Below are 14,706 nucleotides of genomic sequence, written 5' to 3'. Positions count from 1 at the left end.
GGTCGCTGATCAGCAAGCGCTCGGTACTATCAAGTTTTGTTTTTGATACTTTTGCTTCACTAATTACTTCATCCACCAGCAATTGCCCTTCTCGGTCAGGGTCGCCCGCATGCACAAGTTGGCTGGCTTGCTTAATTAGCTTCTTGAGTAAGGTAAGTTGTTTGCGAGTTTTGGCTTTGGCTTTTAATTGCCATGTGTCGGGCGCGATAGGTAAATCAGCTAAATTCCATTTTTTGTAGCGCTCGTGATAGTCGTCGGGTTCGGCAAGTTCCAGTAAATGGCCAATACACCACGACACCACATCACCATTACCCACAATAATATGGCCATCCATTTTTTTATGAGGTTTTGGCAAGGCGTCGGCGATAGCTCGCCCTAAAGATGGTTTTTCTGCGATATAGAGTTTCAAATCAAAATAAATAACTGTATATAATTACAGTTAACTATATCGCATTACAGAATAAAAGCTAATAAAGAATTAAACGGGTTGTGGTTTTGCAAAGAGTTTGTTTTTTAAATAAACAAAAATCGGTAACCAGCAAAGCGCTACAATCGCAGTTTCAAACACTGGGTAAATAAACTGATAAGGTGCGAGTCCAACTTCTAACTTAATAAAATACTTATCCATAGCACGAAATGCATTTAATGCGAGTATTGGAATACAAAATAGTTGACCAAATACTGATTGACGCCAAGAAACTTTATCGTTCAAGCCAAGGTAAGCTATAACCCCCATCCAAAGTACATCATGAAAGACCCAAACAAAATAGCGATAAATATTTCCTGAGTCCCATTCTAATAAATAAGGAAAGTAAAAATTAGCAAGTAGGAAAAAGAAAGCAGTAGTGCCAGCAAAAATAGCTCCTTGTTTTTGCTTTAAAGCTACAAGAAGTAAAAAAGAAATAACAACAAGTAAGGTGTGATAGCTGCCTAATGCAATAAGCAGCTCATTTATACTCATAACAGAGTCAATTATTTATCAGTTTTATCTGTACCATCACCTGAACCACCACCCGTGCCACCGGTACCTGGCATATAAGAATATTTATCTACTGTTTTCATAATTATCTCCTTGTAGTTGTTTTGCCAAAAGGCACCTTACAAATTACTGAATATGCTAAAAAACACAAGTATTTTTTAATGAAAAATTATTTCTTTATATTACAAATACGCACCTAACTAAATGCGTTGATATGTAAATTGTTTAAAAAATATCAGATTTATTTAGAGGCGGTAAGTGGAGCTTCAATAGGACGTGTTTATTGCTTTCTTTGTTAATTATCACTTTTAATGAAGAGAAAAAGCCTCACGATTGAGAGGCTTTTTGTCTTTATTGTAAATCTATGGGTGTCGACTCTTTTGCTTTACCTTGCATAATTGAGATTTCAACACGTCGGTTGCGTCGGCGCGATTCATCATCCACGTTTGGCTCAAGGGGCCTTGTGTCTGCTCGGCCAATCACCACCATGCGGCCTTTATCAAATGACGGGGCTTTTTGCATTTCAGTCGCCACTGCCACTGCACGTTTTGCAGATAAATCCCAATTATTGGTGTAAAGCTCGTTACTTACTTGAAAATCATCAGTGTGACCTGACACCGTAATTTCACCCGGTACATCATTAAGTAATACCGCAATTTCTTGAATAATAGGTCTAAATTGTGGTTGTAAAAATGCACTACCCGAGGGGAATGAACCATTTTCACGAATACGAATAATAATTTGCTGACCCAGTGACTCTAATTCAATCGCGCCATCAATAATCTGCTGTTCAAGCTGCTGTGCAATTTTCTTTAACAGTTCATTAGTTTTCTCTTGTTGCGCTTCACTCGCTGTTTGTTTTGAAGTACTGGCCGAATCACCTCCTCGACGATTGCCACGCTGCTCCTGCCTACCACCAGCGCTGTCCTCTTCACCCGCTTGGAACTCCAACATTTGCTGCGTCATCTCAACGGTTTGCTGTTGAATAGTTTCGATTGGTGTCGGGTCCGGTTTGCCTGGTTTAAATTCCATGGCAATTACACTAGTACCTTTGGGGATATCTTTTACTTCAATTTTATTTTGCACACCAAAGGCAAACTTCATCGAACCAGCTATTTGCTTAAATTTCAATACATCCATCTCTGAAAATGCTAATAGCAGAACAAAAAAGCACATCAATAATGACATTAAATCAGCAAAGGTGCCCATCCATGCTGGTAAGCCTGGGGGCGGGCATTTACACTCTTCTGCTTCATCCGACATAACCTAGCCCTCGGTATCTACTGCACGCTTAGATTCTGCCAGATAGTTTTTCAAAATCCCCTCAATAACTTTTGGGTTTTGACCATCTTGAATACCTAAAATGGCATCTAAGATTAAACGCTGATTAAGCTGCTCTTCATCTTTACGGTTTTCTAATTTTGCTTGAATAGGAATTGCAATTACATTCGCAAGGAATGCACCATACAAAGTTGTTAATAATGCAACCGCCATTGCAGGCCCAATGGCTTTTGGGTCATCCATGTTAGATAACATTGCAACCAAACCAATCAAGGTACCAATCATCCCCATTGCAGGCGCTACGTCACCAAGTGCTTTAAATAATCCTGCGCCGGCTTCGTGTCGAGTGGTAGTAAGGCTAATGTCTTTTTGTAATGTAGCACGAACGACATCCGCGTCATGTCCATCAACCAACATATCAATCCCTTTTTGCATGAATGCATTTGGAATCTCAGCCTCCTCAAGTGCTAGAAAGCCCCCTTTACGTGCAGCATCTGCAAGTTCTACAGATTTTTCAATGAGTTCTTCTGGTGCTTCAATTTTGAACATAAAAGCCTTGCCGGCCACTTTACCAATGCCAAAAAATTGCCCCATAGTGTAGTTGGACAGAACAACAAACAATGAACCACAAAATACAATGAGTACCGACGGCACATCTACAAACATGCCTAAATCTCCACCCATAATCATTGCCATAACAATAAAACCGACTGCGCCGACAATGCCTATAACCGTTGCTAAATCCACTTTGACTCCCAGTTGTAATGCTTATAAACCAAATTTGGGGTTTAAAAATTGAGGTTCGAACCGTTCGTCTGTTTGTAAGTCTATCGATTACGAACGCTAACTATTATAATAATTTACTTTTATTTATCGGCAAGCGCTAGATAAGTATTAGTGAAATTATTTTGCCTATTTAACAAGTTAAATTGAATTAGTGAAACAATAACCATAAAATTAGCCCTCTGAATTTAAATTGTGTAACAGGTATCCCATGGCGAGCAAAAAACCCGAGAATTTAAGCTTTGAAGAAGCCATTTCAGAACTATCTTCTATTGTAAATGAAATGGAACGCGGAGATTTGCCACTAGAAACTGCCTTAAAGCACTTTGAACGCGGCATAGCATTAGCGTCTGTCTCATCAAATAAACTTGAACAAGCGCAACAAAAAGTACAAATTTTAATGGGACAAAATGATTCTGCTCAGCTTGTCGATTTTAACCAATAGGCTGTCAATTGAACTCTATTGAAACAATTATTTCTGCGTACTTACCACGCATAGAAAAAAACCTCTCTGAACTCACAGCAAGCTCACTTGAAAGTGACGGAAAATTGGTTGAAGCATGTCGCTATAGCTTATTAAATGGCGGCAAGCGATTACGCCCTATTTTAGTGTATTTAACCGGTGAACTATTCGCTGCTAAAGATGAAGACTTAGATCGCATCGCCTCTGCCATTGAATGTATTCATAGTTATTCACTAGTGCATGACGATTTGCCCGCAATGGATGATGATGATTTACGTCGCGGCCGCCCTACTTGCCATATTGCATTTGATGAAGCGACCGCAATTTTAGTAGGTGACGCTCTACAATGTCTCGCGTTTGAAACTCTTACCAAAACGTCATTTGTTAGCACCTCTGCTGAGAACCAATTGAAAATTGTACATACTTTGGCTAATGCATCTGGCTTAGTGGGCATGTGTGGCGGACAAGCACTCGATATAGCTGCAACCGATTCAGTCATTTCCCTTGAGCAACTGGAACGTGTTCATAAGCTAAAAACAGGGGCATTATTAAAGTCCGCAATTACCATGGGCGCGCTTGCGGGCAATGCAAGTGAGATAGAAATTTGGGCGTTAGCCCGTTATGCTGAATCAATTGGCCTTGCCTTCCAAGTACAAGATGACATTCTGGATATTGAAGGTGATACGCAGACGTTAGGCAAACCACAAGGTTCAGACCTTGAATCAAATAAAGCCACATACCCTGCACTACTCGGATTACAAGGCGCAAAAGAAAAAGCGCACTCGCTTGTGAACCAAGCAATCGAAGCTTTGTCAGAAATAGATGCCGATACAGGTCGACTCAAAGCCATTGCAGAATATATAATTGCTAGAGATCACTGATCCCTAGTGCGCCAAATCACTTACAACAATAAATTGGCGACTTATTTTTAGGATAGAATTTAAAACATCATGACATTTGATAGTAGCAAGTATCCGTTATTAAGCTTAGCCAATACGCCGGCAGAACTGCGTGATATTCCACAGCAAAATCTAGCTGAGCTCAGTAACGAACTGAGAGATTACTTACTTAACTCCGTTTCACAAAGCAGCGGCCACTTGGCATCTGGCTTAGGTACTGTTGAATTAACAGTTGCCCTGCATTATGTATACAACACACCGTTTGACCGTTTAATTTGGGATGTTGGTCATCAGGCTTACCCACATAAAATCTTAACGGGTCGCCGTGAGCAAATGCACACCATCCGTCAAAAAGACGGTTTACACCCATTCCCTTTCCGTGAAGAAAGCAAATACGACACTTTTAGTGTTGGGCACTCAAGCACCTCTATTTCTGCTGCGCTTGGTATGGCACTTGCTGCTGAAAAAGAAGGCCAAGAACGTAAAGTAGTCGCGGTAATTGGTGATGGTGCAATGACTGCCGGTATGGCATTTGAAGCGATGAATCACGCCGGTGACTTAAACCCAGATATGTTGGTTATTTTAAACGACAATGAAATGTCGATTTCAGAAAACGTGGGCGCGCTTAACAACCACTTTGCACGTATTCTGTCAGGAAGTTTTTATACTAATATTCGCGAAGGCGGTAAAAAGTTACTGTCGGGCATGCCACCGGTAAAAGAGCTGGCAAGTCGTATGGAAGAGCACCTTAAAGGTATGGTAATTCCAGGCACTTTCTTTGAAGAACTTGGCTTTAACTATATTGGCCCGATTGATGGCCACGACGTTGACATGTTAACTGACACCCTTCGCAATATGCGTAACTTAAAAGGGCCTCAGCTGCTTCATGTTCGTACGCAAAAGGGTAAAGGCTATAAACCAGCGGAAGCTGATCCAATTGGCTATCACGGCGTACCAAAGTTTGACCCAAGTGAAGCTAGCTTACCAAAATCAAAACCAAGTGCACCGACTTTCTCAAAAGTATTTGGTGATTGGTTATGTGATATGGCTGCAAAAGACCCGAAGCTAATGGCAATTACGCCTGCCATGCGTGAAGGTTCTGGCATGGTGCGGTTTTCAAAAGAATTCCCAAATCAGTATTACGATGCCGCAATTGCTGAGCAGCACGCTGTTACGCTTGGTGCAGGTTTAGCGTGTGAAGGGTTAACGCCTGTTGTGGCGATTTATTCGAGCTTTTTACAGCGTGGCTATGACCAATTAATTCACGATGTGGCACTGCAAAACCTACCTGTGATGTTTGCAATTGACCGCGCAGGCCTGGTTGGTGCTGATGGTGAAACTCACCAAGGTGCTTACGACTTAAGCTTTATGCGCTGCATTCCAAATATGGTGATTATGGCGCCAAGTGACTTAGACGAATGTCGTCAGATGCTTTACACAGGTCACCTTCATCAAGGACCAAGTGCCGTTCGCTATCCGCGTGGTAGCGCTGGCGAGTTATTACCAAACGATACCATGACCGCACTTGAAATAGGTAAAGCTAAGGTGACACGCGAAGGTAAAGACACAGCTATTTTAAGCTTTGGTACGCTACTCGATGAAGCGAAGAAAGTTGCAGAAGAACTTGATGCAACGCTATTAGATATGCGCTTTGTTAAACCGCTTGATGCGGATGCGATTAAGCAAATTGCCGAAGCTCATAGCACACTAGTTACACTTGAAGATAACGCACTGATGGGTGGTGCAGGCTCTGCAGTTAATGAGTTTGTAATGGCTGAAAAGTTAAATATTCCTGTGCTCAACTTAGGCTTACCTGATGTGTTTATTAAACATGGTACGCAACAAGAAATGCATGCAGAACTTGGCTTAGATGCCAACGGTATTGCACAGAGTATCAAAGACTACCTTGCAAAATAAGCCATTCCAATAGAGTTCAGATTTCAGAAATTGACTGGATCTGAACTCTTAAACTTAACTTCTTTATATTTCTGAAATATGCAATTTAGCTTGTTCTGTTTCAAGTAGCATTTCTAGTTGCTTTGCAATACGCTCACTGTCTTCAAATTCAAATGCATCGATATTGTCTGAAAAACTAAAGTAAGCGACACTACCTGGTTTCTTAGCCTTGGCTTTATGAAGTGCTATATCTGCAATTTTGATTGAGGTTTCCCAACTGATAATCTGCCCACCAAGTAAAGGTAGAGGATAAAACGCCCAGCCCACAGAGCCTGTTAACTTAGTTTTACGTCCATCTGGCATCACAAACTCTTGTTCTGCAAGTTGATGACTAATACTGCGTGCAAACTGATGCACCGCACCTTTTTGCATATCTCTGAGTAGAATAAGAAATTCATCGCCACTCCAGCGAACAACGTAGTCGGCACCAAGCACTTGCTCAGTTAGCATCGAGGCGATTTGCTGCAAACAATTATCACCAGCGAAAGAGCCGAAAACATCATTTACATGGCTAAATTTATCTAAATTCAAAATCAATAACGCCATACATTTACCCTGAATCTCCAGGCTTTCGCGGTTGCTTTGGAAATGTTCAATATCTTTTGGTAGCTGATCAAACAAAAAGCGACGACTGCGAAGACCCGTCAGTTCATCTGAGTGACTGACGAGTTTTAGTCGATCATTTGCTTTGTTTAGCTGATCGTTTGCAGAAATAAGGGCTTGTGTACGCGTCTCAACCAAACGTTCTAACTCTTCTTGCTTGCGGCGCTCTTGATTGCGATAGAAAAGAAACACAATATACAAGGCGAGAATAAACGACATTACCACGATTAAACGAAACACCACGGTTTCATCAAAGGCTTTTGGAATGATTAGGGTTTGCGAGATGGTGTCGGCGCTACCCCAATCTTGCGCTGGACGCTTAGCTTGTAACTCAAAAACATACTTGCCAGCAGGTAAATTCGCATAGTTTGCTTCGCGGCTGTTATTTGCTTCACGCCATACACCATCAAGGCCAACCAATCGATAGCGGAAATCAATATTCGATGCTGACTGATAATTAATCGCGGTGTATCCTAAGGTTAAGTTTCGTTCTTGGGTTTGCAACGTCAGAACATCTATTTTAGGTACTGGATAAACATTTTTATTTGTACCATTATCAGCTGTGACAGTTTCAATAATTGGCCGAATTTCACTTTCACTAAAAAGGCGAATATTGGTAGGAATTTCAACGAGTCCCGATTTACTAGGGTACCACAAGCCTGAGTCAAACGAGGCCAGCGCACCAAGTCCATTTCCAGAACAACATTGGCTTGTTTTCCCATCAAGCTGTTTGTTATAAGGTGAAATCACCTGCTCGATTTGCAGCGAATTTCCGACATCCTCAAATTGTTTTACCGGCATACGGTAAACGCCTTTGCTGGTACTTACCCATAAATGTTGCAAAGCCTCGTCAAAGTACAAGCTTAAAATTGGCCCATACGGTAAACCAGTTGAGACATCTAACTGACGCCAAACACGTTTATCATTGCGATAAAAGAGGCCATTATTTTGAGTGGCAACAAACAGTTTTTTATCAACCGGCAAAATAAAACTGATATGCGATTCGGCCAGCGCGCTGCCCATTGCTAAACGCTCAATACCACGCTCATTAAAAAAGTATGCGCCGCGTGAAGTGCCTAAATAACCACTGCCATTTTGCTCGTTGATAAAGGTAATGTATTTACTATCTAAAAACGAATTATAAACAAACGAACGAAGGCCATTAAATGCTAAGCGATATAACCCTCTGTCAGTAGCAATCCACAAGCCCCCTTGTTCAGCACTTTCAATAGCAAACACTGCTGTTGAACGAAGTGCAGCAGCATCAATTTTACGAAGCTCTTTATTATCGTAAACAAAGGCACCTCGATTGGTGGCTATAAATAGACGTCCACCTTGAAAATGTAAGTCATGTACAGTCAAGCCTCCTAATTTGGCTGTGGCAATTTCTAAGGTAAACTGATCTTTGTCATCGAGATAACCCACACCACTACTGGTCGCAAGCCATAGCTGATTATCTTGACCAAATTTTATAGCCGTAACAGGCTGATTTAACCCTTTACTGTCGCGGTGACGTTTAACTTGGCTTGGACGTGCTTGCCATAAGCCTTCAGTTAAACTGGCAAGCCAAATATTGTCATCTTGGTCGCGAAAAATATCCGAAAACCAGATGGTTTGTTCAAGATCAGAAGGTTCAATCCATTGCCAAATGCCACTACTATCGCGATACAATAAACGCCCTTTAGTTGATACCCACAACGACCCGTCCGAGTCATACATAAACTTGTACACTGTCGCGTTATTCGCATAGGGTAACGAGAATGGCCTTAATTCTTGGTCAATATCTAAAAAGTAAGCACCCACTTCTGATGCAATAAACAAATCACCCTCGAGCCATGCCATATCATAAAGCACCGACTGCGCTAGACGTTGGGGTAACGAAATACGTTCAGTGATTTCAAAACGGATTTTACCGGTTGTAGCATTTGCCAAACTTTGCAAACGAAGCAAGAAGCGGTCATTAATCAACCAGATACCATCTGGCGAGAGTGCCATTTTGCGCACTTCACCAATTAGTTTTACTAAAGCGTTACGTTTATTACTAAAGTTATTATTGGTGTCATTCACACCTAGCAATTGCGAAATAGTATTGAGTTTTTGATTGGAATAAAGGTAGAGACTATTTGATGCTATCCAGATACGACCATTGTTGTCTTGTGCAATATCACGTACAGGGCCGTTTAAGCTAAAGCGCTCAAAGCTAAGCTCACTTGGGCTAAATTTTACGAGTCCATTGTCAGTACCAATCCATAGAAAACCATTTTTGTCGAGCAGTAAGCTGTTTATTGCATTACTTGGTAGGAAATCACTGTTGTTAACATTGAAATTGGTGAAGCGATTACCGTCAAAACGGCTTAAACCAAACTGTGAGCCAATCCATAAATAGCCCTGTTGGTCTTGCACAATATTTTTAAGTGATTGTGACGCAAGTCCATGCTGAATATGCCATTGCTTAACCACATAATCATCAAGTGATGCGTAGGCAAATTTGAAGGTACTTAAAAGTACGAAGGTCAATAACAGTATTAAGCGAAACAGCACGGTTTATCTCATTATTAAATTAGCCCGTAATAAAGCACTAATTGTAAGCATAGTAAGGAGAATATTCCTGCGAGAATATCGTCCACCATAATGCCAAAGCCACCTTTTACGTGTTTATCGAGCAACTTGATTGGCCAAGGTTTAACAATATCGAAAAAGCGGAATAAGATAAAGCCAACTAACAAGGTTTGCCACGAAATCGCCGCACCTATCATAGTAATATAAAAACCGGCAACCTCATCCCAGACAATTGAAGGATGATCGTGTACACCAGCATCACGGCTTGCTACTTCACAAAACCAAATACCAATTGCAGATATCGCAATAGCAACAACAAGCTGTAACCATAAAGGCGCCGTCATTGTCATCATAATAAATGGAATTGCTGCTAATGTGCCAAACGTACCTGGCGCTTTAGGAGCCAGTCCGAGGCCAAAACCTAAAGCACAAAAATGTGAAAACTTTTTTAGATTAAATTGTGCCACGCACACTCCTACTACTTATCATTAAAGTGTTCGAAACCAGCCTGTTCAAGGGTAAAAGGTTTACCATTTAGCGTTAATTCTACACTTCCAACGTGGTTTGTAATTTGACCGACACAACTTATTGCCACGCCATATTGCTTTAGTGTCATTTCAACGGTGGTTCTGTGCTCTTCAGGCACAGTGAACAACAATTGATATTCATCGCCATACGCTAACGCATAATTGAGCGCTGCATGTTGAGGAAGCACCTCAGCTACAGTGGCTGCCAGCGGAATATTCTCAGCAAATAATTTAGCGCCGACACCAGACATCTGGCAAATGTGAGCAATATCGGCAATTAAACCATCTGAAATATCAATACAGCTGGTTGCTTTGCCACGCAACATTTGCCCTGCAGCCACTTGTGGCACTGGGTAATCAAATGCTTTATTGGCAGCATTGAATTGCTGCTCAGTAAGCGATACCTTGTCATACTTGCTATCAATGGCAAGCCCAGCGTCTCCAAGAGTGCCAGTAACAAAAATCCAGTCACCATTTTTTGCACCACTTCGTGTCAGCGCGCAGCCATTTGGCACGAAACCCTTAGCACAAATACTAATCGTCAACGGCCCTTGTGTGGTGTCACCACCAACAATTTGCACATTGTAGTATTCAGCAATTTCGTGCATTCCCTGAGTAAATTGCTCAAGCCACTGGGTTTCGGCTTTTGGCAAGGTGAGCGCCACAGAAATCCACGCAGGCTCTGCGCCCATCGCAGCGAGATCACTTAAGTTTACGGCAAGTGCTCGATAACCAAGTGCTTTTGGGTCAATATCTTTAAAGAAATGGACCCCTTCAACAAGGGTATCGGTAGTTACTGCTAACTGGCAGTTTTCTGGCACATTAATGAGCGCCGCATCATCACCAATACTCAGTGACACATCCTTGCGTGCGACTCCGCGCCCTTTGAAAAAGTGAGAGATTAATTCAAATTCTTGCATGCACAAAAAAGCCGGCCTAAAGCCGGCTCTCCAATTATTTTTTTCTAAGCTGATTTTGGGTCTTGTCTAGTACCCCATTCACAAACTTATGGCTATCATCAGCAGCAAATAACTTTGCCAGCTCAATACCTTCGTTGATAGCAACTTTGTAAGGTACGTCTTCACGGAACTTGAGTTCATAACAAGATAGACGCAAAATCGCTTTTTCGATTAAATCGATATCGTCAAAAGGACGATCTAAATGCGGCGTAACAGCCTCATCTAGCGCCTTATGATTTACCGCAACACCACGCGCTAAGTCTTTAAAGTAATCAACGTCAATTTTGCTTACATCGTTTTCAACAAGCATTTGTTGTTCGATATCTGCAACAGGATTACCGCTTACTTGCCATGAATAAATTGCTTGTAACGCCAGTTTACGGGCTTTACGTCTAGCTGCTGGTTTCATTAAGTACCCTTAAATTTGTTCTAACAGGTTAACCATTTCAAGTGCGCCAAGTGCAGCTTCGCCGCCTTTGTTGCCCATTTTGGTGCCTGCACGCTCAATCGCTTGTTCGATGTTTTCAGTTGTTAAAACACCAAACGCTACAGGAATATCATAGTCTAACGATACACTTGCTAAACCTTTATTTGACTCGTTAGCAACTAAGTCAAAATGCGGTGTACCACCACGGATAATCACACCAAGTGAAATGATTGCATCAAATTCTTTCTTTGCTGCGATGCGCTTAGCTGCTAAAGGAAGCTCTACAGCACCCGGTACATAAACAACTGTAATATCGTCATCGTTCACGTTACCAATACGCTTTAAGGTATCAACTGCACCATCAAGTAAGCTTTTACCAATGAAATCGTTAAAGCGAGAAATAACGATAGCAAACTTTTTCCCTTGAGCGTTTAATTTACCTTCAATCACTTTCATTTTATGCCCTTCTCTTTGGCTAATTCATTTATCGCGCAATCGCAAAGGCGCGGATTTTATCATACTAAATTAAATTTTTTTAGGCTTATTTTTAAGCTTATTTCGGCTCAACGTATTCCACAACTTCAAGACCAAAACCTGAAATCGCGTGATATTTTTTCGGCATGCTCATTAAACGCATTTTATGAATGCCTAAATCAGCCAAGATTTGTGAACCAACACCCACAGTACGTGAGGTGCCTTGGAATTTGCGTACACTTGGGCTTTCGCCTTTATCTTGCGCTTCAAACGTTTTAAATAACGCTTCTAAATCTTCTGGATTTTCGTGTCTTGCTAAAATAACTAACACGCCTTCATTTTCAGCAATGTATTTCATAGCGCCTGAAAGCGTCCAGCTACGATCAGATGCACGATCTGAAAGCAAGATATCGTTAAATGTACTTTGTAAGTGAACACGTACTAAGGTTGCATCATCTTCTTTAACGTCACCCTTTTTCATCGCATAGTGAAGCTCACCGTCAATGGTGTCTTTATAGGTGATTAAATCAAACTCACCGTGTTCTGTAGGTAGCTTACATTCAGCAACACGTTCAATAGTAGCTTCATTTAAATTACGGTACTCGATTAAATCGGCAATGGTGCCCATTTTTAAACCGTGTTCTTTAGCAAATACTTCTAGGTCTGGACGGCGCGCCATGGTGCCATCTGGATTAAGAATTTCTACAATTACTGACGATGGCTCACAACCTGCTAAACGTGCTAAGTCACAGCCCGCTTCGGTGTGCCCTGCGCGGGTTAATACACCACCCGGTTGCGCCATAATTGGGAAAATATGACCTGGCTGTACAATATCTTCAGGCACAGCGCCTTTTGCCACAGCCGCTTGCACTGTGCGTGCACGATCTGCAGCTGAAATCCCCGTGGTTACGCCTTTTGCCGCTTCAATCGACATCGTGAAATTAGTCGAAAACTGTGCACCATTATTGCTTACCATGAGTGGTAAATTAAGCTGCTGACAACGCTCTTGTGTAAGCGTTAAACAAATCAAACCACGGCCGTGAGTCGCCATAAAGTTAATTGCATCAGCACTAATGTGCTCAGATGCCATAATTAAATCGCCTTCATTTTCACGGTCTTCATCATCCATTAGAATGACCATTTTGCCTTGGCGGATATCTTCAATAATTTCTGCTGCAGTGTGTAAACCCATTTTGTTACCTTTGCTTGCGACTGGTTATCGGTTCATAAAGCCAGCTTGCGCTAGAAGCTCATGAGTGAGAGTGCTTGTCGGTTTTAATTCTTGTTGTGGCATCATTAAACGCTCTAAATAGCGCGCAAGCTGATCCACTTCTAAATTCACTTTGCTACCTACTTTAAGGCCATTTATGGTGGTCTCACCTGCGGTATGCGGCACAATAGTTAGCTTAAATTCGTTGTTGTTTATTTCGTTTACAGTAAGACTAATACCATCAATACAGACCGAACCTTTGTAAGGGATGTATTTAAGTAATTGAGATGGCGCACTAAGCCAATATTCTGTTGCGCGTGCATTGGGTTCAATACGGGTGACGGTTGCAATACCATCAATGTGACCCGAAACTAAATGCCCGCCTAAACGCGACTGCGGCATTAAGGCTTTTTCAAGGTTAACCGTTTGCCCAACTTGGTAGCTTTCAAAGTTGGTGAGAGATAGGGTTTCTTTTGACACATCAGCAACATAACCTTGCCCGGTTAATGCAATCACGGTTAAACATACACCGTTTGTTGCGATGCTATCACCTAATTTAACGTCGCTTAAATCCAGTTTGCCCGAGTTAATAGTAACGCGCATATCACCTGCAATCATTTCAATTGCAGCAACAGTGCCGGTTGCTTCAACAATGCCTGTAAACATATTAATTTCTTTTTACCAATGCATGCAGGCAAATATCCTGCCCTACATGTTTAAGGGTTTTAATTTCAAGTTCAGGAACTTGAGACATGGCGTCAAACGCAGGCAAATTAATTAAGCTTTTGCCGGTATGCCCCATTAATTTAGGCGCCATAAATAGCACAAGTTCGTCCACTAAATTCGCTTCAAACATTTTGCCTGCCAGTGTCGCACCTGCTTCTAGCAACACTAAGTTAATACCACGCTCAGCTAGCATTGCCATTAATGTGGGTAAATCAACTTTGCTATTGTTATCTTTCACCACAACTTGTTCAACAAAATGAGGCCAAGTATGCGAATTATCAAGCTTTGTTCGAGCAATAATAATTTTAGATTGTTGCTGAAATAACGCGAGTTCAGGTGTGAGACGATTTTGTGAGTCAATAATTACACGCACTGGCTGGCGAGTACTGTGTTTTGCATCTAGCTCATCGAGTTCATCAAAGCGCACATTTAATTTCGCGTTATCGATAATCACAGTATCGGCGCCCGACAGCACAGCACAACTTTCAGCGCGCAATGCTTGTACTACACAACGAGATTCACTGGAAGTAATCCACTTACTTTCGCCATTTTCAAGCGCAGTTTTGCCATCAAGGCTTGCAGCCAATTTACAGCGTATATACGGCAAGTTGGTGCGCATACGCTTTAAAAAACCCAAATTTAGCGCTTCAGCTTGATTGGCTAATAATCCAAAATCGGTTTCGATCCCAGCATCTTCCAGCATTTTTAAACCGCGACCAGCGACTTCTGGGTTTGGATCAACCATGGCAGCAACAACACGGCTAACACCTGCCTTAATTAGGCCTTCAGCACATGGCGGTGTGCGGCCATAGTGCGAACAAGGCTCAAGCGTAACATACGCGGTTGCGCCTTTGGCATTG

At 41.8% G+C, this 14,706-nt stretch carries 15 protein-coding genes; 3 read left to right on the top strand and 12 right to left on the bottom strand.

What is annotated here, in order from left to right; translation table 11 throughout:
* The 4 genes from ABYD77_RS13025 to pomA all read right to left on the bottom strand — a co-directional run.
* Nucleotides 1-409 (bottom strand): toprim domain-containing protein (locus tag ABYD77_RS13025; RefSeq protein WP_372770539.1); only part of this gene is annotated, 409 nt, incomplete at its 3' end.
* Nucleotides 410-478: 69 nt separating this feature from the next.
* Complete coding sequence (locus ABYD77_RS13020; protein ID WP_372770537.1) at nucleotides 479-961, bottom strand: hypothetical protein; 483 nt, start codon at nucleotides 959-961, stop codon at nucleotides 479-481.
* A gap of 369 nt (nucleotides 962-1,330) precedes the next feature.
* Entirely contained in the window at nucleotides 1,331-2,242 is a 912-nt protein-coding gene (locus tag ABYD77_RS13015) for a flagellar motor protein MotB (protein WP_372770535.1), read from the bottom strand.
* Between the two features lie 3 nt (nucleotides 2,243-2,245).
* Nucleotides 2,246-3,007: a flagellar motor protein PomA gene (gene pomA, locus ABYD77_RS13010; RefSeq protein WP_372770533.1), complete on the bottom strand. Its 762-nt coding sequence runs from the start codon at nucleotides 3,005-3,007 to the stop codon at nucleotides 2,246-2,248.
* A gap of 247 nt (nucleotides 3,008-3,254) precedes the next feature.
* Here pomA and xseB point away from each other — a divergent pair, with 247 nt between their 5' ends.
* The 3 genes from xseB (at nucleotide 3,255) to dxs (ending at nucleotide 6,322) form a co-directional block, all read left to right on the top strand.
* Nucleotides 3,255-3,488, top strand: a complete 234-nt coding sequence (xseB, locus tag ABYD77_RS13005) for an exodeoxyribonuclease VII small subunit (protein WP_372770531.1) — start codon at nucleotides 3,255-3,257, stop codon at nucleotides 3,486-3,488.
* A gap of 26 nt (nucleotides 3,489-3,514) precedes the next feature.
* Nucleotides 3,515-4,387 carry a (2E,6E)-farnesyl diphosphate synthase gene (ispA, locus tag ABYD77_RS13000; RefSeq protein ID WP_372770541.1) on the top strand — a complete coding sequence of 291 codons (873 nt, stop codon included), beginning with the start codon at nucleotides 3,515-3,517 and terminating at the stop codon, nucleotides 4,385-4,387.
* Between the two features lie 69 nt (nucleotides 4,388-4,456).
* Complete coding sequence (gene dxs, locus ABYD77_RS12995; RefSeq protein WP_372770529.1) at nucleotides 4,457-6,322, top strand: 1-deoxy-D-xylulose-5-phosphate synthase; 1,866 nt, start codon at nucleotides 4,457-4,459, stop codon at nucleotides 6,320-6,322.
* A 63-nt stretch (nucleotides 6,323-6,385) separates the two neighbouring features.
* On the opposite strand, the gene ABYD77_RS12990 is transcribed toward dxs, so the two are convergent.
* The 8 genes from ABYD77_RS12990 to ribD all read right to left on the bottom strand — a co-directional run.
* Nucleotides 6,386-9,505: a diguanylate cyclase domain-containing protein gene (locus ABYD77_RS12990; RefSeq protein WP_372770527.1), complete on the bottom strand. Its 3,120-nt coding sequence runs from the start codon at nucleotides 9,503-9,505 to the stop codon at nucleotides 6,386-6,388.
* Nucleotides 9,506-9,519: 14 nt separating this feature from the next.
* A complete protein-coding gene (locus ABYD77_RS12985) occupies nucleotides 9,520-9,990 on the bottom strand; it encodes a phosphatidylglycerophosphatase A (RefSeq protein WP_038642457.1) in 471 nt (156 codons plus the stop codon).
* 11 nt (nucleotides 9,991-10,001) lie between these two features.
* Entirely contained in the window at nucleotides 10,002-10,970 is a 969-nt protein-coding gene (thiL, locus tag ABYD77_RS12980) for a thiamine-phosphate kinase (RefSeq protein WP_372770525.1), read from the bottom strand.
* Nucleotides 10,971-11,004: 34 nt separating this feature from the next.
* The gene (gene nusB, locus ABYD77_RS12975) at nucleotides 11,005-11,418 is read right to left on the bottom strand and encodes a transcription antitermination factor NusB (RefSeq protein WP_372770523.1); all 414 of its coding nucleotides are present in this window, start codon (nucleotides 11,416-11,418) and stop codon (nucleotides 11,005-11,007) included.
* 9 nt (nucleotides 11,419-11,427) lie between these two features.
* On the bottom strand, nucleotides 11,428-11,892 hold the full coding sequence (gene ribE / locus ABYD77_RS12970) for a 6,7-dimethyl-8-ribityllumazine synthase (protein WP_274762547.1): 465 nt from the start codon (nucleotides 11,890-11,892) through the stop codon (nucleotides 11,428-11,430).
* A gap of 97 nt (nucleotides 11,893-11,989) precedes the next feature.
* On the bottom strand, nucleotides 11,990-13,102 hold the full coding sequence (gene ribBA, locus ABYD77_RS12965; protein ID WP_372770521.1) for a bifunctional 3,4-dihydroxy-2-butanone-4-phosphate synthase/GTP cyclohydrolase II: 1,113 nt from the start codon (nucleotides 13,100-13,102) through the stop codon (nucleotides 11,990-11,992).
* Nucleotides 13,103-13,126: 24 nt separating this feature from the next.
* Nucleotides 13,127-13,786: a riboflavin synthase gene (locus ABYD77_RS12960; protein WP_372770519.1), complete on the bottom strand. Its 660-nt coding sequence runs from the start codon at nucleotides 13,784-13,786 to the stop codon at nucleotides 13,127-13,129.
* A gap of 1 nt (nucleotide 13,787) precedes the next feature.
* Nucleotides 13,788-14,706, bottom strand: a 919-nt coding sequence (gene ribD, locus ABYD77_RS12955) for a bifunctional diaminohydroxyphosphoribosylaminopyrimidine deaminase/5-amino-6-(5-phosphoribosylamino)uracil reductase RibD (RefSeq protein ID WP_372770517.1), incomplete at its 5' end; no start/stop codon positions are given.

The sequence above is a fragment of the Pseudoalteromonas sp. genome (genome assembly GCF_041629635.1).
GTDB lineage: Bacteria > Pseudomonadota > Gammaproteobacteria > Enterobacterales > Alteromonadaceae > Pseudoalteromonas.
This window is presented reverse-complemented; position numbering and strand designations above follow the sequence as displayed.

Excerpts from the sequence above, each read along its gene's own strand:
- ABYD77_RS13020 (WP_372770537.1), bottom strand. The coding sequence starts at position 961 with ATGAGTATAAATGAGCTGCTTATTGCATTAGGCAGCTATCACACCTTA.
- ABYD77_RS13015 (WP_372770535.1), bottom strand. The coding sequence starts at position 2,242 with ATGTCGGATGAAGCAGAAGAGTGTAAATGCCCGCCCCCAGGCTTACCA.
- xseB (WP_372770531.1), top strand. The coding sequence starts at position 3,255 with ATGGCGAGCAAAAAACCCGAGAATTTAAGCTTTGAAGAAGCCATTTCA.
- dxs (WP_372770529.1), top strand. The coding sequence starts at position 4,457 with ATGACATTTGATAGTAGCAAGTATCCGTTATTAAGCTTAGCCAATACG.
- thiL (WP_372770525.1), bottom strand. The coding sequence starts at position 10,970 with ATGCAAGAATTTGAATTAATCTCTCACTTTTTCAAAGGGCGCGGAGTC.
- nusB (WP_372770523.1), bottom strand. The coding sequence starts at position 11,418 with ATGAAACCAGCAGCTAGACGTAAAGCCCGTAAACTGGCGTTACAAGCA.
- ribE (WP_274762547.1), bottom strand. The coding sequence starts at position 11,892 with ATGAAAGTGATTGAAGGTAAATTAAACGCTCAAGGGAAAAAGTTTGCT.
- ribBA (WP_372770521.1), bottom strand. The coding sequence starts at position 13,102 with ATGGGTTTACACACTGCAGCAGAAATTATTGAAGATATCCGCCAAGGC.
- ABYD77_RS12960 (WP_372770519.1), bottom strand. The coding sequence starts at position 13,786 with ATGTTTACAGGCATTGTTGAAGCAACCGGCACTGTTGCTGCAATTGAA.